Annotated in this window: 21 protein-coding genes; 6 read left to right on the top strand and 15 right to left on the bottom strand. The window is 56.0% G+C overall.

All coding sequences use genetic code 11. The annotated features are described in order from the left end of the window. Nucleotides 1-99: 99 nt before the first annotated feature. The 8 genes from IPH10_08850 to IPH10_08815 all read right to left on the bottom strand — a co-directional run bounded on the left by IPH10_08850 (nucleotide 100) and on the right by IPH10_08815 (nucleotide 6,095). Entirely contained in the window at nucleotides 100-1,449 is a 1,350-nt protein-coding gene (locus IPH10_08850) for a hypothetical protein (protein MBK6911016.1), read from the bottom strand. A gap of 172 nt (nucleotides 1,450-1,621) precedes the next feature. Then, nucleotides 1,622-1,843, bottom strand: a complete 222-nt coding sequence (locus IPH10_08845; protein ID MBK6911015.1) for a hypothetical protein — start codon at nucleotides 1,841-1,843, stop codon at nucleotides 1,622-1,624. A 130-nt stretch (nucleotides 1,844-1,973) separates the two neighbouring features. Then, a complete protein-coding gene (locus tag IPH10_08840; protein ID MBK6911014.1) occupies nucleotides 1,974-2,456 on the bottom strand; it encodes a hypothetical protein in 483 nt (160 codons plus the stop codon). Further along, a complete protein-coding gene (locus tag IPH10_08835; protein MBK6911013.1) occupies nucleotides 2,419-2,949 on the bottom strand; it encodes a PepSY-like domain-containing protein in 531 nt (176 codons plus the stop codon). Before IPH10_08835 ends, IPH10_08840 begins: the two co-directional genes overlap by 38 nt. A gap of 151 nt (nucleotides 2,950-3,100) precedes the next feature. After that, complete coding sequence (locus IPH10_08830) at nucleotides 3,101-4,255, bottom strand: HAMP domain-containing histidine kinase (GenBank protein ID MBK6911012.1); 1,155 nt, start codon at nucleotides 4,253-4,255, stop codon at nucleotides 3,101-3,103. Then, nucleotides 4,242-4,502 (bottom strand): hypothetical protein, encoded by a 261-nt coding sequence (locus tag IPH10_08825; protein ID MBK6911011.1) that lies wholly within the window; start codon nucleotides 4,500-4,502, stop codon nucleotides 4,242-4,244. The genes IPH10_08830 and IPH10_08825 overlap by 14 nt, the downstream gene beginning before the upstream one ends. Nucleotides 4,503-4,518: 16 nt before the next feature. After that, nucleotides 4,519-5,196, bottom strand: coding sequence for a response regulator transcription factor (locus IPH10_08820; protein MBK6911010.1), 678 nt, complete (start codon nucleotides 5,194-5,196; stop codon nucleotides 4,519-4,521). A gap of 356 nt (nucleotides 5,197-5,552) precedes the next feature. Continuing rightward, nucleotides 5,553-6,095 carry an ankyrin repeat domain-containing protein gene (locus tag IPH10_08815; protein ID MBK6911009.1) on the bottom strand — a complete coding sequence of 181 codons (543 nt, stop codon included), beginning with the start codon at nucleotides 6,093-6,095 and terminating at the stop codon, nucleotides 5,553-5,555. A 995-nt stretch (nucleotides 6,096-7,090) separates the two neighbouring features. Here IPH10_08815 and IPH10_08810 point away from each other — a divergent pair. The 6 genes from IPH10_08810 to IPH10_08785 are packed head-to-tail and all read left to right on the top strand — an operon-like array spanning nucleotide 7,091 to nucleotide 16,123. After that, nucleotides 7,091-11,293, top strand: a complete 4,203-nt coding sequence (locus tag IPH10_08810; GenBank protein MBK6911008.1) for a hypothetical protein — start codon at nucleotides 7,091-7,093, stop codon at nucleotides 11,291-11,293. Then, the gene (locus IPH10_08805) at nucleotides 11,233-11,700 is read left to right on the top strand and encodes a hypothetical protein (GenBank protein MBK6911007.1); all 468 of its coding nucleotides are present in this window, start codon (nucleotides 11,233-11,235) and stop codon (nucleotides 11,698-11,700) included. Before IPH10_08810 ends, IPH10_08805 begins: the two co-directional genes overlap by 61 nt. Beyond that, on the top strand, nucleotides 11,618-13,000 hold the full coding sequence (locus tag IPH10_08800) for a hypothetical protein (GenBank protein MBK6911006.1): 1,383 nt from the start codon (nucleotides 11,618-11,620) through the stop codon (nucleotides 12,998-13,000). The genes IPH10_08805 and IPH10_08800 overlap by 83 nt, the downstream gene beginning before the upstream one ends. After that, nucleotides 12,963-13,226 (top strand): hypothetical protein, encoded by a 264-nt coding sequence (locus tag IPH10_08795; protein ID MBK6911005.1) that lies wholly within the window; start codon nucleotides 12,963-12,965, stop codon nucleotides 13,224-13,226. The genes IPH10_08800 and IPH10_08795 overlap by 38 nt, the downstream gene beginning before the upstream one ends. Nucleotides 13,227-13,257: 31 nt before the next feature. Further along, a complete protein-coding gene (locus IPH10_08790; protein MBK6911004.1) occupies nucleotides 13,258-14,529 on the top strand; it encodes a hypothetical protein in 1,272 nt (423 codons plus the stop codon). Nucleotide 14,530: 1 nt separating this feature from the next. After that, nucleotides 14,531-16,123 (top strand): hypothetical protein, encoded by a 1,593-nt coding sequence (locus IPH10_08785; protein MBK6911003.1) that lies wholly within the window; start codon nucleotides 14,531-14,533, stop codon nucleotides 16,121-16,123. Nucleotides 16,124-16,622: 499 nt separating this feature from the next. Here IPH10_08785 and IPH10_08780 read toward each other — a convergent pair whose 3' ends face one another. The 7 genes from IPH10_08780 to IPH10_08750 all read right to left on the bottom strand — a co-directional run bounded on the left by IPH10_08780 (nucleotide 16,623) and on the right by IPH10_08750 (nucleotide 26,133). After that, the gene (locus tag IPH10_08780) at nucleotides 16,623-18,281 is read right to left on the bottom strand and encodes a PTS sugar transporter subunit IIA (protein ID MBK6911002.1); all 1,659 of its coding nucleotides are present in this window, start codon (nucleotides 18,279-18,281) and stop codon (nucleotides 16,623-16,625) included. A 5-nt stretch (nucleotides 18,282-18,286) separates the two neighbouring features. Next, nucleotides 18,287-18,871 (bottom strand): K(+)-transporting ATPase subunit C, encoded by a 585-nt coding sequence (gene kdpC, locus IPH10_08775; GenBank protein MBK6911001.1) that lies wholly within the window; start codon nucleotides 18,869-18,871, stop codon nucleotides 18,287-18,289. Nucleotides 18,872-18,874: 3 nt separating this feature from the next. Then, the gene (gene kdpB / locus IPH10_08770; GenBank protein ID MBK6911000.1) at nucleotides 18,875-20,899 is read right to left on the bottom strand and encodes a potassium-transporting ATPase subunit KdpB; all 2,025 of its coding nucleotides are present in this window, start codon (nucleotides 20,897-20,899) and stop codon (nucleotides 18,875-18,877) included. 3 nt (nucleotides 20,900-20,902) lie between these two features. Continuing rightward, the gene (gene kdpA, locus IPH10_08765; GenBank protein ID MBK6910999.1) at nucleotides 20,903-22,642 is read right to left on the bottom strand and encodes a potassium-transporting ATPase subunit KdpA; all 1,740 of its coding nucleotides are present in this window, start codon (nucleotides 22,640-22,642) and stop codon (nucleotides 20,903-20,905) included. Between the two features lie 7 nt (nucleotides 22,643-22,649). After that, nucleotides 22,650-22,733, bottom strand: a complete 84-nt coding sequence (gene kdpF, locus IPH10_08760) for a K(+)-transporting ATPase subunit F (protein ID MBK6910998.1) — start codon at nucleotides 22,731-22,733, stop codon at nucleotides 22,650-22,652. Nucleotides 22,734-22,836: 103 nt separating this feature from the next. Continuing rightward, nucleotides 22,837-24,651, bottom strand: coding sequence for a HAMP domain-containing protein (locus tag IPH10_08755; protein MBK6910997.1), 1,815 nt, complete (start codon nucleotides 24,649-24,651; stop codon nucleotides 22,837-22,839). A 153-nt stretch (nucleotides 24,652-24,804) separates the two neighbouring features. Next, nucleotides 24,805-26,133, bottom strand: a complete 1,329-nt coding sequence (locus IPH10_08750; GenBank protein MBK6910996.1) for a sigma-54-dependent Fis family transcriptional regulator — start codon at nucleotides 26,131-26,133, stop codon at nucleotides 24,805-24,807. Nucleotides 26,134-26,799 lie beyond the last annotated feature (666 nt).

The raw sequence follows: 26,799 nt of genomic DNA, 5'->3' as shown, positions 1-26,799 counted from the left end.
GCTCATCCGACTTGATAACATCAAAAGCCCCTGCTGACCGTGAAGTCGACAGGGGCTTGTTTGTTTCAACAGAGTCAATCCGTGTGGGCGCTGCGAGCGCTACTCCATGCGTACAGCAACGAGTTCCATGCCGCTCGATTCGTCGGTTGTAGCATGCTCGCGGATCAAGCCGATTCCCGATGCATAGAACTTGAATTCGGCGGCGCCGGGATCAATATCCGTCCACTCGAGCGACTTCACGCAATTGCTGAACTGACCGAACACGACCGACTGGGAGGCCGTGACGCTGATTATGCGCGCCTGATCCTCGGCTTCCCCGTCATAGTATTCCTGATAGTAGCGGTCACCGACAAATGGCTGAGCTTTCATCTGGTAACCGGGCAGTGCGCCATCCACGCCGGCCTCCCATGAACCGTTCGTATTGATCAACTCGCCGTTAGCATAATTTTCGACCGCTTCACCGAAGTACCATACGTTTCCATCCTGATCCTGTGCAAACCAGTCGTAGGCTACCTCAACCAGTTCGCCGTCCGTCCACTCGCGAAACTCCGACACCATGCAAGTTACGCCCATCACTACACGAGTGTCATCCGTGTCACGCACCTCCACGCTGTCTCCGTCCCCCACGTACACCATCACACGGCCGGGAACTACGGAATAATATGGGTTGTTGACTCCCGTAACAAAATTCGACGGGATGACGGCGGGATTCCACGACGCGCCCGTTGCCTGTCGCACCTCGACGAGTTCAATGCTCCCTGAACCGCCTTCCACCTTGATTTCATAGACAAGCCCGATTCCCGGCGCATAATATTTATGCTCAGTGATTCCCGGTTCAAGGTCAGTCCAATCCGCAGTCTTGACGCAGTGAACGAAGTCTCCGAAGCCCATGGGAATGGCCGCATCCACGCTCAACACCTCCGATTGATCTTCGGCCTCTTCTTCGTAAAACTCGTTGTAATAGACGTCGCCGACGTGCGGAGTCGCTTTCATCTGATAGCCGGGCACGGCGCCGTCCACTCCGGCCTCCCAGGAACCGTCGGTATCCACGAGCACTCCATTCTCGTAGTTCTCAACCTCTTCGCCGAAATACCAGACCGTACCCGCTTGATCCTGCGCATACCAGTCACGCGCGATCTCGACCAGCTCACCATTCTCCCACGCGCGGAACTCTGAGACCATGCACGTAACGCCCATCACAACCCGCGTCTGATCTGAATCGCGCACTTCCACACTGTCCCGCACCGCGCCGTCATTGCCGGCGTAAACCATGATACGGCCCGGCACGACTGAGAAGAATGGATGGTCCACACCCGCCACGAAAGTTGCCGGATTCACGCCGGGATTCCACGCAGGTTCCGATTCGGGCTCACTCGATTTGTCGCAGCCTGCCGCCACGACCAGTGCGCAGAGGGCGGCATATAAGGCGTACAATAACTTCCGCTTCATTTCATTCTCCCTTTGATTGGTCACTTCGTAAGGACATCCGTGTGATCGTCCTTCTGTATGCTCCAATATAGCGGAACAAGATGAACGATTCCTGAAGATTCTCGGCCGATGAGAACGCATGAGGCGGTCCAGTGGACCGCCTCATGCGAGTTGCAATGCTGTTGCGAGAGTGTTAATGTCCGCCGAGCGCCCACTCCCAGGCGACGACGGCCTGAAGTGTGCCGTCCAAGACGTAGACAACTCCCTGTGCGAGTTTCATTCCCGCACCTATGCGTTCAGACAAACCCAGCGTCACGGATCGCTCGCTGCTGTCCTCGCGTCCCGCCAGGCCCTGGACGCTTCCCGCATGAGTATGCGACCGTCCCGCACCATCAATGGCGGACAGTTCAGCCATCAGACTTAGAACGCTGGAAGCGTACCACTCGCTCGCCAGAATGAACTCGATCGAGTTCTGAAGCTGTTCGCCCGGCGGATCGCCGACGAATGTGTAGAGTGCCTCAAAGTCCGCGTCCGCACCCTCAAACTCATGACTTGCGCTGATGCCGAGGGGTGAAATCAGTCTCGCCCGTGCCCAGTTCGCTTTGTGAAGCAGTCGGGAGCTTGATCAACGCCAGCGCTGATAGTCCCAATTCCGGTTCCTCAATCTCGTAGAAGTCGTAGTTCAGCGAAGCCTCAAACTCGCCCAAGCCGTTGATGCTCCCAGCACTGCCTCTGATATAGATGAAGTTCGGTTCGAACGCGGCCTTGAGGTCTTCCGTGAAACCGTACTCAGCCAGCAACGACAAATCGTACTCATCTTCGCCCTCGTCCGATTGAAAGTCGAGTCCGCCGCCGATCGTGAACGTCTGCTCACTCGACTGCAAAGACTTGCCGATTGACTTCAGCACTCGGGCTTCGGAGGGAGACACGGACACCACGAGACTCAGCACGAGTGCCGCAATCGCCGCGCGGCTGCGCATCGCCGACGGCTTAGTCATCATCTCCGTCATCGCCGCCGTCGTCTTCATCGTCAGTCACGTTCAGAATTGCGCCGGCGGGTGAGAAATACAACTCGTGTGATGCTCCGCCGCTTTGGACGGTAACATCGTAGCGCATCGTACCACCAATGGTCTTCCGCTCGGCTTCGGTTATCGAACCGCCGGGAAAGGCCTTGTTCGTCGCGTCCCGCACCGCCGCGGGCAAATCAGCGGCGGGAATGTGCTCGCCCACTTCCAGAAGCGTCCCGTCAAGCCCAAAGATCAGGTCGCGCTCGATCATGCCGTCGCGCGTCTCAATGTCATAGACCTGCACGTTGTTCTCATTTTCCTTGGACACTTCTGTTATCACGGCTCCGGGGAAGGCCATCTGCAGTGACTGTGTCACCGCCATCGGCAGTTCGGGTTGCGACACTTCCTTCGCCGTTCCCGTGCCTTTGGCTGCCTTTGCCAGCGCGGGGAGCGCTGATCCGACAAGCACGAGCGCGATGATCGCTGCGAGCAGGACGCTTGTGAGATTTTTCATGTCTGTTTCCTTTTCTTCAAGTGATCGTAAGCCCACCCATATAGGTGGCGCTGTCACCCTCAATATCGCCCGGCGATATGAATATCTCCTGACTTCACGAAACGCGCTACAATGTTCTGTTCCTGAACGAAACCTGAAATTGCTCCGCCAGTCACTTGGCACGTTCGCTTTCATGGCCGATACAGGGCAATTTCACCGTGAACTTAGAGCCGTGCCCCGCGGCGCTCATAACCGACAGTTCACCGCCGTGGATCTCAATGACGTTTCTGGCAATCGCCAGACCAAGCCCGCTGCCATTTGCCTCGCTGCGCTGCGCCTTCGCCCGATAGAATCGGCGAAAGACATGCTCCTGCTCTTCTTCGGGAATACCCGGCCCCGCATCGGTCACCACAATCTTCAGAAATCGTTCATCCAAGTCGTGCCGTCGGAGTTCGACCTGAATCGTGGCGTCCTCCGGCGAGTATTTTACGGCGTTCTCGATGATGTTCAGCAGCATACTTCTGAGCAAAGCGGCGTCACCGGTCGTTTCCAGGACCTCGGCAATGTGCACTTGCATGGTCACGCGCTTGACAGAGGCCCTGGGTCTGACCTGAGTTAGGCAGTCCAGCAGTAAATCGTCCACTCGCACCGCGCCGCGATCAACGGAATGCCTGCCCGAATCGAGTCTGACAAGCGTCAACAGTTGATTGGTCAGCCGCTCAAGCCGCTCGGTTTCCGCAATCGCATTGACGACACTCTCGCGCGACTTCACGCCGTCAAGCGAGCGACTTGCAAATTCGAGCTCCGTGCGAATGACCGTCAGCGGCGTGCGCAGTTCATGCGAAGCATCGGCGACGAACTGCTGTTGACTCTCGAACGCCGTTTGAATGCGGGCCAACAGTCCGTTCAGTGTCTCAGCAAGTCTCCGCACCTCATCATCGGGATAGGAACATCCACCCGCGGGTCTAAGCGCTCCGCGCTGAAGCCGCGCGCCGTCGGCCATCTGATCAATCGGCCGGAACGCCACCTTCATCAATACCCGCGCCGCCAGACCCGATAGAAGTAGCGCCATCGCGATCATTCCCAGAAACAGCCACAGCAAGCGCGAAAGTTCGGCCTCAAGCTCGTGCATGGACGCTGCCGCCTGCACGATATTGGGATACCGACCGTCAACCTCAACCGGTTGCCAGAAAACTCGAAAGCTCGCGCCATTGTGAAGGACAGTCTCGGCAAGCGTTTCATCTTCATCAAATTCGCCCGGCAATTGTGAGGTTATCAAGGACAACACTGAATCCGCGAGCGTCACCGCGCCGCTACGAGTCCACACCTGTACCCGCGCCCTCGGCCAAACCGTCCGGCGCAAAGTCGCGAACTTCGGCGAAGTCGGTCTCTTCATGGTCTTCAATATCCTGTGCGACATCTTCGGAAACCTTAGCCGCGAATATGGCAAGTTCCGCATCGAGTTTGCGTAAGCCGCTGTGCCGAATGTTTGTATAGGTCACCGCTACGAAGCCGATAAGCAATATGCCAATCATGAGGGTGTTCGCCGCCACGATTCTGGATTTGATTCCCATTCCGGAGAGCATGTGCTTACGCCGTCTCTTCTTTGAAAACATACCCGAGACCGCGCACGGTGTGAATGAGCGGTCGCGCAAAACCGCGATCCACCTTCTGTCGCAACGATTTGATGAACGCTTCCAGCACATTGCTGCGCGGCTCATAGTTCATGTCCCACAAATGGTCCGAGATCGTCTCGCGCGACAGCACTCTGCCCGGATTCAGCAAGAAGAGTTCAAGCATTCGGAACTCGCGGGTCGTCAATGAAAGTTCACGGCCGTCACGTTCTGCATAGCGCCGTTCCAAGTCAATGTGCAGGCCAAATTGTTCCAACACCGCCGAGCGCGACGACGAAGGCCGCCGTACGAGCGCGCGCATCCGCGCCTCTAATTCGGCCGTATGAAATGGCTTGGTCAAATAGTCATCTGCTCCCAAGTTGAGCCCTTTCACCCGGTCTTCAACTTCACCCAGTGCTGTAAGCATCAGCACGGGTGTAGCTACACCTTGCGCGCGAATATTGCGGCACGTCTGCCAGCCGTCCTGCCGGGGCAACATGATATCGAGCAGAATCACATCATACTGATTCACGAACGCCAGCTCTTCGCCGTCCTCGCCCGTGCGTGCGTGATCCACAATATGCGCATCCGCGCGCAGACTCTTTAGCAGCGCTTCGGCAATCTTGCGATCATCTTCAATAAGTAGAATTCTCATGGCCACGCTGTTAAATCCCGTCTAATCCCAATATCGTCAGTAAATCTGAAAATTGCCTGACCAAAATATGCCGACTAAAATGGACTCAGCGCCATGACACTGGCCAACGGGCGCAACAACACAAAAGCCCCAATAAACAATCGCTTATCGGGGCTTTCCCAGATCATCTGCGCTGCGCGATGACGCCGCAGCGTCTCAATAACTTAACGTAAGGCAATAATAATCAACAAGAACGCCACGAAATTAGCTTTAGTCACTAATCCGCCAAAGCGATGTGCTGCTATCGAACTCCGCCCCACCGCCCGCCACGAACAGGACCGTGACATCGAGAACTGTCGAGCCAGCGCGCGAACTAACTATTCGTTCGCACCCTGCGCCCGCAACCATTCGATCAGCTCCTTGTTGGATTTGTACTCAGCGACCCGCAGCGGAGTCCACAGCGTGGATGTCTTGTCGTTGACATCTGCACCATGACCCACGAGGATCTTGGCAACATCCACGTTGTTGCTCAGTCCGCACAGATGCAGGGGTGTCATTTCATTGTTGTCGCGAGCGTAGAGAATGCTGCCGCCGCCGAGCAGCGTTACGGCGGTTTCGCTGTTTCCACTCAGAGCGCAATTGTGCAGCGGGGTGAAGCCGTCTTTGTTCGCGGCGTTCACGTCCGCGCCGCGGGCAATCAGCAGCGCGGCGATCTTCGCTTGGCCGCCGCTTGCCGCGTAATGCAAAATTGTCGAGCCGTTGACATCGTAATCCAACGCGGAATGCTCGGATTCGAGTAGCTGTTCGACGCGCACAATATCCCCGGTTTTCGCGGCTTCAAAAATCTCCATCTGTGCCGATGCGGATCCAACGCCGAAACACCCAAGCGCCAGAACAGCAAGCCATAGAAAAGCCATCATTTCGCACAGTCCTCACATGTTGAATTGCTGCAACACCCAAAGATACGAAGCCACGAACCGCTTGTCAAGGCCACGAATTCCTAAGTTCAGCAAGGCGCCTGTGGGTAATTATTGTTGGATCACTGGTGTAACGCCCGAGTCGGGTAACGGGTTGCATTAAGAAACGCGCGGGAATCCTCAGCGACGTTCCTGTTCACTATGGTACGTCTGGAGGAAATCTGGATGCCCTCGGGGCCCACCTTTCTCTGGGTTGAGTTTCTTCACTCGGGCTTGATGACATCTTGCTTTATCATTCGATATGGCATATATTGACCGGAGTGAACACGCTCTGGTTTCGAGATGGGTTAAGTCGGTACATTTGTTGCCTTCACTCTGACTCACCCCGGTAACCAGTTTCCGCCATGATTAATAATTACTGACTTTTCGATGTAATAAGTGACTTTTGTGTTTTATCGCACAGAAGTCTTGGAGAAGATGATCGGCCGACTTTTGCATAGATCGGTGCTGTGTGCCGCACTTTGCCTGTGGGTGGTGGTTTCCGCGAGTGGAGAGCCCGCCAACCCGCATGGCAATTTGTTGCAAGATTGCAACATCTGTCACTCGGTTTCCGGGTGGACGCCGTTGCTATCGCCCCTGCCATTTTCCCATGATTCCACGAAGTTCCCCTTGGCCGGCCGCCATGCGGGAACTTCTTGTTTGTCGTGCCACACGAATTTGGTTTTCGCGGACGCACAAACGGCGTGTGTTTCCTGCCATGCCGATGTACACACCGGACAATTTGGCAACAGTTGCGAGAAGTGTCACGCTACCAACGGCTGGGACGAGCGTCTGACGATGCAGAGCAAGCACGCCGAGACGCGATTCCCGCTGGTCGGACAACACGCCCGGCTTGATTGTCAGTCGTGTCATGCAAACGGCCAGATGGCCGGACTTGAGACGGCTTGTGTGGCGTGCCATTTGGACGACTATGAGAAACTACCGATCCCAGCCACACCATGGCTGGGTTTTCTGCTTCCTGCGAGAGCTGTCACGACACCCGGATCACGGATTGGCGGTCGAACGAGTTCGTGCACTCGACCTCCTTCCCGCTCACCGGTGGACATGCGAACCGCCGATGTGCGGAGTGTCATGGCGAAAACTCCTTTGCGATCGCGTCGGCGGTGTGCGTAGATTGTCATCGCGACGACTTTGCCGCGACCATGGCGCCTAATCATGTATCGCTTGACTTCCCGCATGGCTGTTCGCAGTGTCACACAACGTCCAACTGGGCGTCCGACTTCAATCATCAGGTTTCGGACTTTCCGCTGACGGGTCGTCATGTAGAAACGAGTTGCACGGAATGCCACGGTGGAGGTCTGTTTGATGGACTCAATGAGTCGTGCTGGTCGTGTCACGCGGCCGACTATGAGATTACGGACACCCCGGACCATGCAGAGATTCAACTTCCGCATGATTGCCAATCGTGTCATACTGCGCAGAGTTGGGATGCGACCTTCGAGCACAATTTGGACACACCGTATGAACTGACGGGTGCGCATTTACAGGTTGGTTGCAAAGAATGTCATGTCAGCGGAATTCTCAGGGGCACGCCAAGCCAATGCGTTGATTGCCACTTGGCCGACTACAACGGAACAACGAGCCCCGACCACGAGGCCACCGGCATCGGCACGCAGTGTCTTGATTGTCACACGACCGAAGCCTGGGATCAGGCCTTCGACCATAGTAGCACGAGCTTCCCGCTTACTGGCCAGCACGTTCAGGCGTCGTGTCAGCAGTGCCACGTCGGCGGCGTCTTCGAGGGCACACCAAGCCAGTGCGTTGATTGTCACTTGGCCGATTATGATGGCACAACGAGCCCCGATCACGAGGCCACCGGCATTGGCACGCAGTGCCTTGACTGTCACGCGACCGAAGCCTGGGATCAGGCCTTCGACCACAACGCTACCGCGTTCCCGTTGACCGGGCAGCACGTTCAAGCGTCGTGTCAACAGTGCCACGTCGGTGGTATCTTCGAAGGTACGCCGAGCCAGTGCGTTGATTGCCACTTGGCCGACTACAACGGCACCACGAGTCCCGACCACGAGGCCACCGGCATCGGCACGCAGTGCCTTGATTGTCACACGACCGAGTCGTGGGATCAGGCCTTCGACCACAACAGCACGAGCTTCCCGTTGACCGGGCAGCACGTTCAAGCGACCTGTCAGCAGTGCCACGTCGGCGGTATCTTCGAGGGCACGCCGAGCCAGTGTATTGATTGCCACTTGACTGACTACAACGGCACCACGAGCCCCGATCACGAGGCCACCGGCATCGGCACGCAGTGTCTCGACTGTCACACGACCGAAGCCTGGGATCAGGCCTTCGACCACAACGCTACCGCGTTCCCGCTTACCGGGCAGCACGTTCAGGCGTCGTGCCAGCAGTGCCACGTCGGCGGCGTCTTCGAGGGCACACCGAGCCAGTGTATTGATTGCCACTTGACTGACTACAACGGCACCACGAGCCCCGACCACGAAGCCACCGGCATCGGCACGCAGTGTCTTGATTGTCACACGACCGAAGCCTGGGATCAGGCCTTCGACCATAACAGCACGAGCTTCCCGTTGACCGGGCAGCACGTTCAGGCGTCGTGTCAGCAGTGCCATGTCGGCGGCGTCTTCGAGGGCACGCCGAGCCAGTGCGTTGATTGCCACTTGGCTGACTACAACGGCACAACGAGTCCCGACCACGAGGCTACCGGCATCGGCACGCAGTGTCTCGACTGTCACACGACCGAAGCCTGGGATCAGGCCTTCGACCACAACGCTACCGCGTTCCCGTTGACCGGGCAGCACGTTCAGGCGTCGTGTCAACAGTGCCACGTCGGCGGCGTCTTCGAGGGCACACCGAGCCAGTGTATTGATTGCCACTTGACTGACTACAACGGCACCACGAGCCCCGATCACGAGGCCACCGGCATCGGCACGCAGTGTCTCGATTGTCACACGACCGAAGCCTGGGATCAGGCCTTCGACCACAACGCTACCGCGTTCCCGCTTACCGGGCAGCACGTTCAAGCGACCTGCCAGCAGTGCCACGTCGGCGGCGTCTTCGAGGGCACACCAGGCCAGTGCGTTGATTGTCACTTGGCTGACTATAACGGCACAACGAGCCCGGATCACGAGGCTACCGGCATCGGCACGCAGTGCCTTGACTGTCACACGACCGAAGCCTGGGATCAGGCCTTCGACCACAACGCTACCGCGTTCCCGTTGACCGGGCAGCACGTTCAGGCGTCGTGTCAACAGTGCCACGTCGGCGGCATCTTCGAGGGCACGCCGAGCCAGTGCGTTGATTGCCACTTGGCCGACTACAACGGCACAACGAGTCCCGATCACGAGGCTACCGGCATCGGCACGCAGTGCCTTGACTGTCACACGACCGAAGCCTGGGATCAGGCCTTCGACCACAACGCTACCGCGTTCCCGTTGACCGGGCAGCACGTTCAGGCGTCGTGTCAACAGTGCCACGTCGGTGGTATCTTCGAAGGCACGCCGAGCCAGTGCATGGATTGCCACTTGGCCGATTACAACGGCACAACGAGTCCCGACCACGAGGCTACCGGCATCGGCACGCAGTGCCTTGATTGTCACACGACCGAGTCGTGGGATCAGGCCTTTGACCACAACAGCACGAGCTTCCCGTTGACCGGGCAGCACGTTCAAGCGACCTGTCAGCAGTGCCACGTCGGTGGTATCTTCGAGGGCACGCCGAGCCAGTGTTTTGATTGCCACTTGGCTGACTATGACGGAACAACGAGTCCCGACCACGAGGCTACCGGCATCGGCACGCAGTGCCTTGATTGTCACACGACCGAGTCGTGGGATCAGGCCTTCGACCACAACAGCACGAGCTTCCCGTTGACCGGGCAGCACGTTCAAGCGACCTGTCAGCAGTGCCACGTCGGCGGTATCTTCGAGGGCACGCCGAGCCAGTGTATTGATTGCCACTTGGCTGACTACAACGGCACCACGAGCCCCGATCACGAGGCCACCGGCATCGGCTCGCAGTGTCTCGACTGTCACACGACCGAAGCCTGGGATCAGGCCTTCGACCACAACGCTACGGCGTTCCCGCTGACCGGGCAGCACGTTCAGGCGTCGTGCCAGCAGTGCCACGTCGGCGGCGTCTTCGAAGGCACACCGAGCCAGTGTATTGATTGCCACTTGACTGACTACAACGGCACCACGAGCCCCGATCACGAGGCCACCGGCATCGGCACGCAGTGCCTTGATTGTCACACGACCGAGTCGTGGGATCAGGCCTTTGACCACAACAGCACGAGCTTCCCGTTGACCGGGCAGCACGTTCAGGCGTCGTGTCAGCAGTGCCATGTCGGCGGCGTCTTCGAGGGCACACCGAGCCAGTGCGTTGATTGCCACTTGGCCGACTACAATGGCACCACGAGTCCCGACCACGAGGCTACCGGCATCGGCACGCAGTGTCTCGACTGTCACACGACCGAAGCCTGGGATCAGGCCTTCGACCACAACGCTACCGCGTTCCCGTTGACCGGGCAGCACGTTCAGGCGTCGTGTCAACAGTGCCACGTCGGCGGCGTCTTCGAGGGCACACCGAGCCAGTGTATTGATTGCCACTTGGCCGATTACAACGGCACAACGAGTCCCGACCACGAGGCGGCGCAGTTCCCGACGACCTGCCAGACTTGTCACTCTACTTCAAATTGGAACTCGACGTTTAACCACAACAGCACGCAGTTCCCGCTGACGGGACAGCATGTCACGGCGACCTGTCAACAGTGCCACTCGTCCGGTCAATACGACGGCTTACCCACCACTTGCGTCAGTTGTCACTTGGCCGATTACAACGGCACGGATGATCCCGATCACGAGGCGGCAGGCTTCCCGAACCAGTGCCAGACGTGCCATACGACCAGCAACTGGGATGCGACGTTTAACCATAGCAGCACGCAGTTCCCGCTGACCGGACAGCATGTCACGGCCACATGTCAGCAGTGCCACTCGTCCGGTCAATACGACGGCTTACCGACCACTTGCGTCAGTTGTCACTTAGCCGATTACACTGGCACGGATGATCCCGACCACGAGGCGGCGCAGTTCCCGACGACCTGCCAGACTTGTCACTCTACTTCAAATTGGACTCGACGTTTAACCACAACAGCACGCAGTTCCCGCTGACGGGACAGCATGTCACGGCGACCTGTCAGCAGTGCCACTCGTCCGGTCAATACGACGGCTTACCGACCACTTGCGTCAGTTGCCACTTGGCCGATTACAACGGCACGGATGATCCCGATCACGAGGCGGCGCAGTTCCCGACGACCTGCCAGACGTGCCATACGACCAGCAACTGGGATGCGACGTTTAACCACAACAGCACGCAGTTCCCGCTGACGGGACAGCATGTCACGGCCACCTGTCAGCAGTGCCACTCGTCCGGTCAATACGACGGCTTACCGACCACTTGCGTCAGTTGCCACTTGGCCGATTACAACGGCACGGATGATCCGGACCACGAGGCGGCCAGGCTTCCCGAACCAGTGCCAGACGTGCCATACGACCAGCAACTGGGATGCGACGTTTAACCACAACAGCACGCAGTTCCCGCTGACGGGACAGCATGTCACGGCCACCTGTCAGCAGTGCCACTCGTCCGGTCAATACGACGGCTTACCGACCACTTGCGTCAGTTGCCACTTGGCCGATTACAACGGCACGGATGATCCGGACCACGAGGCGGCAGGCTTCTCGAACCAGTGCCAGACGTGCCATACGACCAGCAACTGGGATGCGACGTTTAACCACAACAGCACGCAGTTCCCGCTGACGGGACAGCATGTCACGGCCACCTGTCAGCAGTGCCACTCGTCCGGTCAATACGACGGCTTACCGACCACTTGCGTCAGTTGCCACTTGGCCGATTACAACGGCACGGATGATCCGGACCACGAGGCGGCGCAGTTCCCGACGACCTGCCAGACTTGTCACTCTACTTCAAATTGGAACTCGACGTTTAACCACAACAGCACGCAGTTCCCGCTGACGGGACAGCATGTCACGGCCACCTGTCAGCAGTGCCACTCGTCCGGTCAATACGACGGCTTACCGACCACTTGCGTCAGTTGCCACTTGGCCGATTACAACGGCACGGCTGATCCGGACCACGAGGCGGCAGGCTTCTCGAACCAGTGCCAGACGTGCCATACGACCAGCAACTGGGATGCGACGTTTAACCACAACAGCACGCAGTTCCCGCTGACGGGACAGCATGTCACGGCGACCTGTCAGCAGTGCCACTCGTCCGGTCAATACGACGGCTTACCGACCACTTGCGTCAGTTGCCACTTGGCCGATTACAACGGCACGGATGATCCGGACCACGAGGCGGCGCAGTTCCCGACGACCTGCCAGACTTGTCACTCTACTTCAAATTGGAACTCGACGTTTAACCACAACAGCACGCAGTTCCCGCTGACGGGACAGCATGTCACGGCCACCTGTCAGCAGTGCCACTCGTCCGGTCAATACGACGGCTTACCGACCACTTGCGTCAGTTGCCACTTGGCCGATTACAACGGCACGGCTGATCCGGACCACGAGGCGGCGCAGTTCCCGACGACCTGCCAAACCTGCCATACGACCAGCAACTGGGATGCGACGTTTAACCACAACAGCACGCAGTTCCCGCTGACGGGACAGCATGTCACGGCGACCTGTCAGCAGTGCCACTCGTCCGGTCAATACGACGGCTTACCGACCACTTGCGTCAGTTGTCACTTGGCCGATTACAACGGCACGGATGATCCGGACCACGAGGCGGCGCAGTTCCCGACGACCAGTGCCAGACTTGTCACCTACGACCAGCAACTGGAACGCGACGTTTAACCACAACAGCACGCAGTTCCCGCTGACGGGACAGCATGTCACGGCCACCTGTCAGCAGTGCCACTCGTCCGGTCAATACGACGGCTTACCGACCACTTGCGTCAGTTGCCACTTGGCCGATTACAACGGCACGGCTGATCCGGACCACGAGGCCAGTTCCCGGCCAGACTTGCCACACTTCAAATGGAACTCGACGTTTAACCACAGCAGCACGCAGTTCCCCTGACGGGACAGCATGTCACGGCCACCTGTCAGCAGTGCCCTCGTCCGGTCAATACGACGGCTTACCGACCACTTGCGTCAGTTGTCACTTGGCAGATTACAACGGCACGGCTGATCCGGACCACGAGGCGGCGCAGTTCCCGACGACCTGCCAAACCTGCCATACGACCAGCAACTGGGATGCGACGTTTAACCACAACAGCACGCAGTTCCCGCTGACGGGACAGCATGTCACGGCCACCTGTCAGCAGTGCCACTCGTCCGGTCAATACGACGGCTTACCGACCACTTGCGTCAGTTGCCACTTGGCCGATTACAACGGCACGGATGATCCGGACCACGAGGCGGCGCAGTTCCCGACGACCTGCCAAACCTGCCATACGACCAGCAACTGGAACTCGACGTTTAACCACAACAGCACGCAGTTCCCGCTGACGGGACAGCATGTCACGGCGACCTGTCAGCAGTGCCACTCGTCCGGTCAATACGACGGCTTACCGACCACTTGCGTCAGTTGCCACTTGGCCGATTACAACGGCACGGATGATCCGGACCACGAGGCGGCAGGCTTCTCGAACCAGTGCCAGACGTGCCATACGACCAGCAACTGGGATGCGACGTTTAACCATAGCAGCACGCAGTTCCCGCTGACGGGACAGCATGTCACGGCGACCTGTCAGCAGTGCCACTCGTCCGGTCAATACGACGGCTTACCGACCACTTGCGTCAGTTGTCACTTGGCCGATTACAACGGCACGGATGATCCCGATCACGAGGCCGCGCAGTTCCCGACGACCTGCCAGACTTGTCACTCTACTTCAAATTGGAACTCGACGTTTAACCATAGCAGCACGCAGTTCCCGCTGACGGGACAGCATGTCACGGCCACCTGTCAGCAGTGCCACTCCGGCGGAGTGTATGACGGGCTAACCACAATCTGCTTCGATTGCCATCTTGCTGACTATAATGGCTCCGCCGACCCGGATCACCAGGCGGATCAATACCCAACGTCTTGCGAAGACTGCCATACACCCTCAGACTGGTCATCAACTTTCAATCATGCCCCGTTATTCCCGATAAACACCGGTGCGCATCGAAATGAATGGAACAGTTGCTGGGAGTGTCACAGAAGCGGTGACTTCATGGCTTTCAGCTGCACGCACTGCCATGAGCATCGTCAATCCGAAGCTGACAGTGAACACAATGACGTAAACGGCTACATTTGGCAGAGCAGCGCGTGTTACGGATGCCATCCCAACGGCCGTAGCGCACCGAATCCGCCGCGCCAGCCGGGAATGCCGAAGTAGCATGTCACGACATTTCCGCTCAATCTGCATCCTGCTGGTAATCCTGGCCACATGTCGGCCTCAGCCAATTCTCTTTGCCGCGGAGATTTCGGCTGAAGTGACATACGTTGCTTGGCGAACGCTGTATCTCAATGCAGGGTATGTTCACGGCGTTGCCGCAGGCGCAAGTGGCCTGCTCTACCACGAGTCTACACTGCTCGGCGAACTCACCGTTGCAGCCGTCGCCGAATCCACATGCGTCGCCACAATTTCGGGCGATAGCATCATCGCGCGACCGGGCGACACAGTAGTCCTGTTGCTTGATAGCCAGGCACAGGTGGGCGCACCTGCCGCACCTCTGTCCGATGAAATCAGGAAGACCGAGACGACCGCCGATCGGACGACGCGCCCACGAAACTCGCGCAGGCGATTCACCGGCCGCGCCAGCATCCAGACCGACATCTACCAGGACAAGACCAGCACCGAGATCACTCCGGGTGCTGCACTGCGATCCACAATCTCAAGAGTCATCACAAACGATTCTCAGTTCACTCTGAAGTATCGAGGCCGAAGGCGTGCAAACTCCGAGGGAAACGAGTGGCAGCATCGCCTATACGAGGCCGGCCTGTCGCTCGAATCTCCGCGGCAACAGTGGCGCGCAAGCATCGGCCGTATTCAGGCCGGTTCAGTGGCGGGTATTGGGTACCTCGACGGCGCCTATGGCGAATCGGGAATTGGGAAAGGACTTGCCGTCGGCGCATTCGGAGGAGCTCAAGCGGAAGCGGACTTGGCTCTGAATGACTTCAGCGCAACCAAGGCGGGCCTTCTCATAACCCACCGCGGGAACAAATCGTCCGAATACCGGAGCCAGGTCACCGTGGCGGCAGCAGGTGAATACGTCAACGGGAACATCAGCAGGGAGTTTATCTACCAGCAGTGCACACTCGGTCTGGGCAGCGCGTTTTCGCTCTACGAAAGTTCCGATTTCAATATTAATCGTGGCTGGCGCCGCGCGGCCGAGGGTTCACCGCTGTCACTCGCAAACATGCTGGCAAACGTAAGATACTCCCCGGTGCAATTGATCTCAATCAGCGCCGGATACGATGGCCGTGCGCGCTACCACGAATGGGAAACGCGCGAGACTCCTGATAGTTTGTTCGACGATGCCATTCGCCACGGCTTGCGTATTGGCGGCGAGCTTGTATTCTTGCACGGCAGCAGATTGTCCGCACAACAAAGTTATCGAAGCGATCCAACGACCAATTCCTTCTATCCATCCGGATCCTATGCTCTGTCAACAAATGCGCTTCTTCACGGGACCGTCGGAGCCGCGCTGCGTTTCAGCACGTTCAGCAACCAATACTCAACCGGTGAAATGAGATCCTTGTCGGCAACATGGTCGCCGCTGCGCAATGCGGAATTGCGCGCTGAGTACGGTGAGACGCAGTACGACTATCGCCTGACCGCTTATCGGTCTGAAGCGGATTGGATTCGCGCCTCTGCAGACTTCACTTTCCGCAGCGGCACGTACTTGTCCCTGCAATCGGAACGCAACTCATCCGCCACCGCCGCATCCCTCCGAACATTCATCGAATTGGGTCATCGCTTCCGCTGACGGACCTGGGCGACAGAATACAAAGTAAGGACGCGGGTTGATTCACCGCGTCCTTTTTTTCATTCGTCAATGTGAAGCGCCCGTCGAAAAACGGCGAACAAACGGCCGCTCCCATTGCGGTCTACTATTGCTCTACGTACGTGAATCAACATAACACTCTTGCCATGCGTTAACCTTGACAAGCATGGCGGTTCGGCGCGGCAGGAATCAGAAAAGCGGTCAGATCACCGGAATAGGTACTCAACTCCGCGGAGTCAAAAAAGCCCCATTTGGGGCTTTCTTTGTGAGACCATGGAAGTTCACTTTAGATATCTGACACCAACCGACAACAAGACCTACTGAAGACCGCGCTATTGAAGACGGCATGGCGTGGAATCCCACTCTTCCGTGACAAGTTCAAGCACAACCGGAGCTCTTGTCCTCTGTGTCAACGAGATATGACAAGATTGACATGTTTGCCCGTGAAGTATCTATTGGCGCGACAATGAGTACATCTGTATCAATTGCCGGAGCGAGAACATGTCTCAATATTCTTGAGCCATGTGAGAAGATCATCGGGGTTTTGCACAAGAGATAATTGCTCAATACTTCGGCGATCACGGAAGAGATCTGCTGCTCTTGCCAGATATTTCAAATAGTCAGCTGATCTTTCAGGAGGGTAAAGCGTAAACAATACTGCATGAATGTGTGTACCAGATTCTATGTCGCTAATGCCCTGCTTCGGGATCCCTATGGCCCAACAAAGTCTGTCGAGTCCGGGAACGGCGGCATGAGGAACAGCAATCCCCTCATTCAGAAACGTTGACATATCCGCTTCGCGAATCAAAGCGAGCTGCAGCGATGTCGGTGTCACACTGCGAGGATAGGTACTCTTCAGTGCTCCATGTAAATCTCGGATCGCCTGGTCTTTTGTCAGGGATTGCTGCCAGATCAGTAGCGTTGACTTCTGAAACTTCGTTGAAAAGGCCTTACCACTCTCAGAACTTGTCCTATTGAAGTCCGGCGGATCTGTGTCCATTGGTGACTCGGGAATGCGCTCGTCCAAGACTACAATCCGATAGCCTTGACCCTTTTCGATCAATCGTTCAACTTGGCTAGGTCTACTCAATATTCGGTCAACGAAAGGTCTCGGATTCGGCCGGCCGATGACGATGTGTCCGACGCGATAGTCATGCGCGAACCGCAGAATCGTCTCAACAACGTCCGTGCCCTTCAGTGTGAAAACCATCGCACCAAGTTGATTGGCAAGTGTGAGAGCATCCGCTAAGACACGTTGTTTTCCTGCGTCGATTCTTAACGGCGCCTCCTTCGGCGTCTGTACGTGAATGGCATACCAGCGGCGATTCAAACGACCGGCAAGCCTCGATCCGTAGCGCAATAAATTCGCGTTGTTTGGGCCGGAAGCGCTGAGGCATACGACGACCTGATCAGGCGGAGTGCCCGCTCCATCAACATGCTGTTCACGACGCCGAAAATCAATTTGCGAAGCCGTTTCGCGAAGTGTCAACTCCCGAAGCTGTTCGAGGTTCGGTGCTTGGAAGAAGTGTTCAGAGGCAAGCGCGATCCGGTCATTCGGATAGATCTGTCCTCTCTCCAATCGCCTGATCAAATCTTCCGGAGAGAGATCAACGTTCACGATCTCGTCCGCCTGCCGAAGAACAAGATCGGGAACGCGTTCCGCAACCTTGACTTTGACAAGACCTTCGACGGTATTGTAAAGACTCTCAAGATGCTGTACATTCATTGTCGAGATGACGTGGATGCCCGCCGCAAGGATTTCATCCACATCCATGTACCGCTTGGGATGCTTGCTGTTAGGGGGATTCGTATGCGCGAGTTCATCTACCAGCACAATTCGCGGTCTGCGGGCAAGGATCGCATCCCTGTCCATTTCGTCAAGCGTAATCCCGCGATAGGCCACCTGCATGCGCGGAACGCTCTCCAACCCTTCAAGCAGAGCCGTCGTGGCAACGCGGTCGTGCGTCTCCACTAACCCTATCACAACGTCAATCCCCTCCTGCTTCAAGCGATGGCCCTCTTGAAGCATAAGGTAGGTCTTGCCGACCCCGGGTGCATAGCCGAGATAGACCTTCAATCGGCCGCGCTCGGAACGCCGTATGAGATCAAGAAAAGTGGACGCTTTGCGGTCGAGAGACATACTTCTCAATGCTCCATGTCGAGCGCAAGATTCAGCATCAAGACGTTAACACCCTCTTCGCCCAGAATGCCTAACGCTTTTGAATCAGTGTTGGCTTCTATGAGGCCAATGACGCGACTCACTTCAATGTCCCGGGCTTGCGCAACGCGATTGGCTTGCAACTTCGCGTTGGCTAAACTAATGTGCGGATCCAACCCGCTGGCCGACGCCGTTACTGCATCCGCCGGCACTGCCACACTCGCGGGAACGCCGTTAATCTCTCGGTAGTTAGCGACCCGCTGTGATACGGCATCAATCAGCTTCAGCGAAAGTGGCCCGAGGTTTGATCCGCCGGAGGAAGCTCCATCATACCCGTTTCCCGCCGCCGAGGGGCGTGGATGAAAGTAGCGAACCGCGGTGAATGGCTGTCCGATAAGCTCTGAGCCTATCGTCTTGCCGCTCGAGTTGAACAGCAGGCTTCCATTGGCCTGACTGGGGAATAAAGTCTGCGCGATCGCCCACACGACTACCGGGTATACCACGCACAGTAGGACGGTCAGCACGGCAGTGGCAACAAGCGCAGGTCGTAATTCTCTTACAAGATTCTTCATGTGTCAGACTAGCTTCAAAGTTGTAATGATCACGTCAATGGCTTTGATGCCGACGAACGGCGCAACGACTCCGCCCAGCCCGTAGATCAAGAGATTTCTGCGCAAAATCGCGCTGGCGCTGGCAGGACGAAACCGCACACCGCGCAACGCAAGAGGCGTCAGGGCAACAATAATGAGAGCATTGAAGATGACCGCGCTCATAATGGCGCTATAAGGGCTATCCAATCGCATGACATTGAGCGGTGCAATCACGGCGAATGTTCCCATCAGCATCGCCGGAATAATGGCGAAGTACTTGGCAACGTCGTTGGCAATGCTGAATGTCGTTAAGGCCCCCCGCGTAATCAGAAGCTGCTTGCCCGTTTCTACAACTTCAATCAACTTAGTGGGATTCGAGTCAAGGTCAATCATGTTCCCCGCTTCCTTGGCGGCCTGCGTGCCGGTGTTCATAGCGACACCGACGTCTGCTTGTGCCAGCGCGGGAGCGTCGTTCGTGCCGTCTCCTGTCATGGCAACGAGATGACCTTTTGCCTGCTCCTTTCGTATCAACTCCAGTTTATCTTCCGGAGTTGCTTCGGCAAGATAGTCATCCACGCCTGACTCCCTGGCAATCGTGGCGGCAGTCAACGGATTGTCGCCTGTGATCATCACCGTCTTAATACCCATTGCACGCAGACGCGCAAATCGATCAGGCAATCCTCCCTTGACGATATCCTTCAAGTAGATCACGCCCATCACTTGCTTGTCTCTGGCAACGACAATCGGAGTTCCCCCCGCACTCGCGATGCGATGAACAGTCTCATTGACAGCGGATGGAAACTCCGCACCGATGTAGTGTTTCACGGCATCGGCGGCGCCTTTGCGAACTTCAAAATCGGTGGTGTCTAAACCGCTCATCCGCGACTTCGCCGTGAATGGCACAAACTGCGCGCCATTCAGTTCATGAATGCTGCGTGCGCGAAAACCGTGTTCCTTTGCTAAGACAATGATGCTGCGGCCTTCAGGGGTCTCATCGGCAAGCGAGGCAAGCTGAGCCGCATCCACCAAGTCGCGGATGTTCACGCTGGGCGCAGGGATGAACTCGGTAGCCTGACGGTCTCCTAATGTAATTGTGCCGGTCTTATCGAGCAATAGCACGTCCACGTCACCGGCCGCTTCGACAGATCTGCCGCTCATTGCCAAAACGTTCTTACGCGCAAGGCGATCAATACCGGCGATACCAATAGCGCTTAGCAAGCCGCCGATCGTTGTAGGAATTAGGCACACCAGAAGCGCAACGAGCACCGTAATGGAGAAGTTGACTCCCGAGTAAGTGCCGAACGGCTTCAATGTGACAATTACGAGCAAGAAGATCAGCGTCAATGCGGACAGTAATATTGTCAGCGCGATCTCGTTAGGCGTCCTCTGACGTCGTGCGCCTTCGACAAGCGCGATCATCTTGTCCATCAGGCTCTCGCCGGGATTCGCGGAGACGCGCACCAGAATAGTATCCGAAAGCACAACGGTTCCACCGGTCACTGAGCTGCGGTCGCCGCCTGACTCGCGCACGACGGGCGCGGACTCACCTGTTATAGCGGACTCATTGACCATCGCAGCGCCTTCAATGACCTCGCCGTCAGATGGGATCAGCTCGCCCGCGCTAACGCGTACAATGTCGTCCTTGCGCAAAGAGTCAGATGGTACATTCTGATAGATGCCGTTGCTCATGAGTCTGTTGGCGATGGTCTGCGCGCGGGACTTCCGTAAGGCATCGGCCTGCGCTTTGCCGCGACTTTCGGCCAGCGACTCAGCAAGATTCGCGAAGATCACAGTAATCCATAGCCACGCCGCGATCTGAAGGGTGAAGGAGAAAGGCTCATCGTGTGTCCAACCGATAACTGGCGCCAATGTTGTCACGAAAGCGCCGATCAGTGTCACGAACATGACAGGATTACGCAATTGCTCTTTCGGATTGAGCTTGCGCAAGGAGGACACGAATGCCGGGCCAAGCACGGAACGATCAAGAATGCTTATAGCTTTGGTGCTCATGGATTAAAAGAGTTGCGTGGAGCGAGTCATCAGGAATTGTTCAAGCACCGGCCCTAATGCGAGCACAGGCAAGAACGTCAGCGCGCCAATGATGAGCACAGTTCCGATTAGCAAAACAGTAAATGTCACCCCGGAGACCGGGAAGCTGCCCGCACCTTCGGCGACGAGTTTCTTAGATGCGAGCTGTCCAGCAATTGCCAATACCGGCACGATGATCATGAAACGACCGACGAGCATCGCAATGCCCATGAGCGTGTTGTACCACGGGAAGTTTGTTCCCAGACCGGCAAACGCACTGCCGTTGTTTCCCGTGGCGGAAGAAAAGGCATACAACACTTCGCTCAGCCCGTGCGGACCGCTATTGTTGAGTGAGGCCGTTCCCCACTGAGAAACAACGCCCCAGGCCGTGAAGCCGAGAATCAAGATCACCGGGACAAGAATGCCGATGGCCGCGAGCTTAACTTCCGTTGCGCCAATCTTCTTGCCGAGGTATTCCGGCGTACGTCCAACCATCAATCCGGCGATGAAGATTGCGAGGATGACATACAGAAGCATGCCGTAGAGACCCGCACCGACGCCGCCGAAAATGACTTCACCGACTTGAATATTGAAAAGCGGTACCAAACCGCCCAAGGGCGTCATTGAATCGTGCATAGTGTTCACCGCGCCGCAAGATGCATCGGTTGTAACAGTTGCGAAGAGGGCGCTGTTGAAGATTCCGAATCGCGTCTCTTTGCCTTCCATGTTACCATCGGCTCCTTCAACCCCCAGCGCAGTGATGCGCGGATTTCCCGCTGACTCAGCACTCCACACCACCATCGCGCCGCCGACAAACATCACAGCCATAGCGACCCAAACCGCCCATCCGTGTCCCTGTGACTTCACCATGCGGCCCAAGTAGTATGTTAATCCCGCCGGGATGAGAAGAATTGAGAGCGTCTGGAAGAAATTGGACAGCGGATTAGGATTCTCGTACGGATGGGCGGCATTAGCATTCACAAAACCGCCACCGTTTGTTCCGAGCATTTTGATAGCAACCTGTGAAGCCATCGGACCTTGTGCTATGGTTTGCGTCGGTGAGAGCGTGCTGTCCAAGGCTGCATCCTGGACGATGCTAATCGTCTCATAGGGTTTGAAGTTCTGGATCATACCCTGACTGACGAGGAACAGCGCGAAGATCACACCAATCGGCAACAAAACGTACAGCGTCACGCGCGTGAGATCAACCCAGAAGTTTCCTATCGTCTTAGCCGTCGCCCGCGCAATGCCGCGCACCAGCGCAGCGGCAATAGCAATACCAACGGCGGCGGACGTGAAGTTGTGCAGCGTTAGGCCCACCATCTGCGAGAAGTAAGACATCGTCCCTTCGCCGCCGTAACTCTGCCAATTCGTGTTGGTCGCAAAACTTGCCGCCGTGTTAAACGCCAGGTGATGCGACAACGGCCCCAGGCCCTGCGGATTGAGCGGCAGTACATGCTGCAATCGCAGAATCAAGTATGTAAGCAGCATACTGATCAGGCTAAAAGCCAGCATTGAGAATGCATAGGCTTTCCAGTCTTGTTCCTGCTTGGGATCAACGCGCAGTGACCTGTATATCAATCGCTCCGTTCCGCCGAAAATGGGTTCAAGTCCCACGCGCGCATCAGGGTTCAGCACGCGATAAAGATAGATACCCATCGGCTTTGTCAGCAGCGCCAGTATTCCCAAATACAGGACAAATTGAATCCAACCGCCAATGTCCATTGTTGCCTCAGAATTTCTCCGGTCGAACCATCGCGACGAGAAGATAGATCATCAAGCCAATCGCGAGAACACCAAGTACGATGTCAGCCATGTTCACGCCAATCACAAAGTGTAGTGAATTTGCCCATTAAGGCAAAGAAAGTCACGGTACCCAGTACATACAGAAAATCAATCATTCGAGTCCAACACTCATGTTAATTGAGAAACTTGCACAATGTGAAGGCGAATGTCGAACCCTTCCCAATATCGCTAACAGCTCGAATGGTTCCGCCATGAGCTTCCACTATCTCGCGAGCTATCGCCAAGCCGAGTCCAACTCCTGGGGATGAGGCCTCATTCTTTCCGCGATAGAACCGATCGAACACGCGCGGTAGCTCCTCTTTGGGAATTCCCGGCCCTTGATCGGCGATCAAAATCTCCAAATACTTGTCCGTTCCCTGCACAGACAAAGTGATGGCCGTGCCCGGAGCACTAAATTTCAGAGCGTTCGACAAAAGGTTATTGAATACATGCTCGATTCGTGATTCATTGGCCATAACATCGGGCAAGTGTTCAGGGAGTTCGAGTTTGAGTTCCACACCGGCATATTGGAATGCGGTGCGGGACGCAGCAATGGCTCTTTCAATCAGCTTATGAGCGGACACAGGCTTCAATTCCAGCGCCGCTTTGCCGGATTTGTAACGGGCAACATCCAATAGATCATTCACGATGCTGAAGAGCCGTTCCGCGTCATCGCGCGCAGTAGTCAATAGCTCCGTCTGCTTACTATTCATTAGACCTACACGTTCATCCAGCAGCATATGCAGCGCCATACGAATGGAAGTCAATGGTGTCTTGAGTTCGTGCGATACCGTGGACACAAGGTCACTCTCAAGCTCAGACACACGCCGCAGGCGGGTTACATCCAGAAAGACGATGATAATGCCGACCGGCAAACCCCCAACGTCCTTGATGGGCAACACTCGCGGCATAAAAAACCGCTCTTTGCCTTCAAGAAAAACCTGAACGACTCGTTCAGCTTCCGTGTCGTCAGGGGCATTGCTCGTGGCATCAACGTGCAGAGAGCGATGCCACTCCGGTGACGTATCATAAATGCTTCCCCCGGGCCGGACTCCGATCATTCGTCTGGCTGCGGCATTCGCAAGTTCAACGGTCGCATCCGGAGCCATTACAATGACTGCATCGGGGAGACTGTCCAAAACAAGCTGCGCGCTTTGCTGACTGCGAACGAGTTTGGCCTGATCGCCTTGTTTCAAAATGCGTAACTCGGCAGCCATATCATTAAACGCTTCCATCAATAAACCTACTTCATCTCTGAAGCGCGGCTGTAGCATGAGGTTCAGATTACCCGTCTGCACTTCGCGAATGGACAGTGTTAGGATCTTCAATGGCTGCAATATAGCGCGGCCCGTTATAACGATGAGAATGAGTGCGAGCAGCATGCCGACAAGAATAAGTATGTAAGTAATTCGCTTGGCTTCCTGTGCTCGGTGTTGTGCCTGTCCGTCCACGGCAATCATATTAGACAAGTTCATGTCTGAGATACTTTGCACGGTCTGCTTAATCTCAGTGACTGACAGCGCGAAGCCCGATCGGAATAGTTCGGCGCGAACCGAATCACTCAATGTTCCGGTAATCAGCGCTGCTGCTTCCGCTTGCGCCTGTGTCCATAGCTGGTCCAGCTTCCGGACCGAGTCAGCTTCTCCGGGGAGCGTGATGTTGCCGCGTTCACGATCCAATTCAGATAGGAATCTGCGGCGAGTGGAGTCAATTGCCAAAGTGTCAGTCGTTTGCCCGAGGAGAGCTGCATCCTGTACCTCATCACGGAATTGGTCAAGCGCGCTTTTCATTCCTTCGCAGTAGACAATACTGTCATAGTTCTCGCGCAGTATTCTCGTCAATGCTTCGCTGTAGCTGCTCACGACACCCAAACCGATTGCACCAACGATTACCGCGACTGCAAGAAGTGCGGAGAACGCAAGAATGAGTTTTGACTTCAGACTGAACATGCTTTCACCTTTTGCGAATAGTGATCCAAGCGAAACAGTAAAACGGCCGGATTGAAATTACTGGAGTTACAAAAACAAAACACCTCGCCATGGGTGGAAAGGTGTTTCAGAAAGCAATGGCCCAATGGCCGCATATTGAAATGTGAAATGTGGTCAGAGGTCGTATTCCTTGCGTCTCCTCCACAACGTTGCGGTGTCTATCCCTAAAACGCGAGCAGCATCCTCTAACGATTTGGCTTTGGCTAACACGCTGCGAATATGAGCTTCCTCAATAATACTGATAGGCACCATGGCACCGATTTCTGCGCTTCGCTTGCAGTCTTTCAGTTTGTCGGGCAAGTGTTCAATCAATATCGTCGAACCATGACAGAGAATCACCGCGCGTTCGGTGATATTCCGCAGTTCGCGCACGTTCCCCGGCCAATCGTGACCCGTGAGAGCCGCCATCGCGTCATCGGCAAAACCGCTAATCTTCCGGTGGTTTTGCGCTGCGAAAAAGCCCAGGAAGTGTTCTGCCATTCGTGGTACATCATCCCTGCGCTCGCGTAGAGGCGGCAGTGTGATTTCAAATACGTTCATGCGGTAGAACAACTCTTGTCGGAACATGCCATTTAGAACCGCTTCTTGCAAGTCTATGCTTGTGGCGGCAATGACTCGTACGTCGGCCTTGCGGGTCGTCGTTTCGCCGATTCGTTCGTACTCATGATCCTGTAGAAACCGCAAGAGCTTGGGTTGCAAAGCGAGCGGCAAGTCGCCGATTTCATCCATAAACAACGTGCCTCCTTCGGAAACGGCAATTCGGCCGGGCGAGTCTTTGATTGCGCCGGTAAATGACCCGCGTTTGTGGCCGAATAGCTCACTCTCCAATAGATGCGGTGGAATGGCGGGGCATGAGATCGTATTGAACGACTTTCCAGCACGTTCGCTCCACTTGCCGATCATCCTCGCAATCAAGCTCTTTCCCGTTCCGCTTTCGCCGCGCAAAAGAACCGTCACGTTGGATGCCGCCGCTTCACGGGCGAGATTCAGAGCCCGCTGCATTCCGGCATGAGTTGTCGCAAGTTCCACATCAGGATGCAATTGATCAAGAGTCGCTTGCAGGGACTCAACTTTCTGTTCCAGCTTTCGCACCTCTCCAACTCGCTGCAGGATAAGTTGAATTTGTGCGGGTGTGAATGGTTTTGGGACGTAATCGGCCGCACCGCGCCTCATTGCTTCGACAGCCGTATCTATGCTCGCATAGGCCGTGATGATGACAATCTTCAGCCACGGCTGAGCAGCCTGCAATTTAGCAATCAGATCCATCCCCGAGTCAACACCGAGCCGTAAGTCCACAAAAGCCAGATCAAAGGACGTGCGAACGACTTCCGCGGCCGCGTCGTGGATATTACTTACGGATATGACAGTATGTCCTTCTGTTTCCAGAAGGATTGCCAGTGTTTTGCGAATATTTTGTTCGTCGTCGACGATTAGGATTTGCATAATTGCTGCCCAGGGGTTTGCTGTCCCGAAATATAGCAAAATTCCCACAATCCAACTCTCGAACGTTTGGTGATAGCGCCGTAACATGCTCGTTCGTACCGTAAGTATTGAATCATGATATCATTGAAATAACAGTAGCTTACACAGTACGTCCGGCAGAGAGAACCGCGATTGCCCTCAAACCACCTTCTGACCGGATTGAACAGATTGGGCCTCGTTAACACAAAACGCCCTTGCTAAGTCTATACTTAACAAGGGTGTAATAGTGGAGACGGCGGGAATCGAAAGAGCGGTCGGTGCACCTGAACTGGTCCATAAGCCATGCAAGATCAAAGAGAAAGCCCCAATGGGGGCTTTCCTCATGAGACAATGCAAGTTCATTATTTAGCATCCGGCACCAACCGAAAGCAACACAAAAACAAGACGAGAATTCGAATCCCTTTGAAGCCAAGTGCAGGCTGGATGCGAATGATTCGCAGTGCTCAGGGATCAACTACACCTGGGCAACAGCGTGGCGACAAGTCGGCGTGCAATTGTACGGTTTTGGTGCGATCATGCGCACGCCCTAAGGCATCCAGTTCTACTCGAAGTCCGTCACTTCCAAGATCAGGCGCCTCGCTTTCCCGTAAGTGTCCGAAGTGGCTGTTCTTCGCTAATCTTGCCTGT

The sequence above is a fragment of the bacterium genome (genome assembly GCA_016702305.1).
In the GTDB taxonomy this organism is placed as follows: domain Bacteria; phylum Electryoneota; class RPQS01; order RPQS01; family RPQS01; genus JABWCQ01.
Note: the sequence above shows the minus strand (reverse complement) of the source record. Positions and strands in the feature narration are given on the sequence as shown.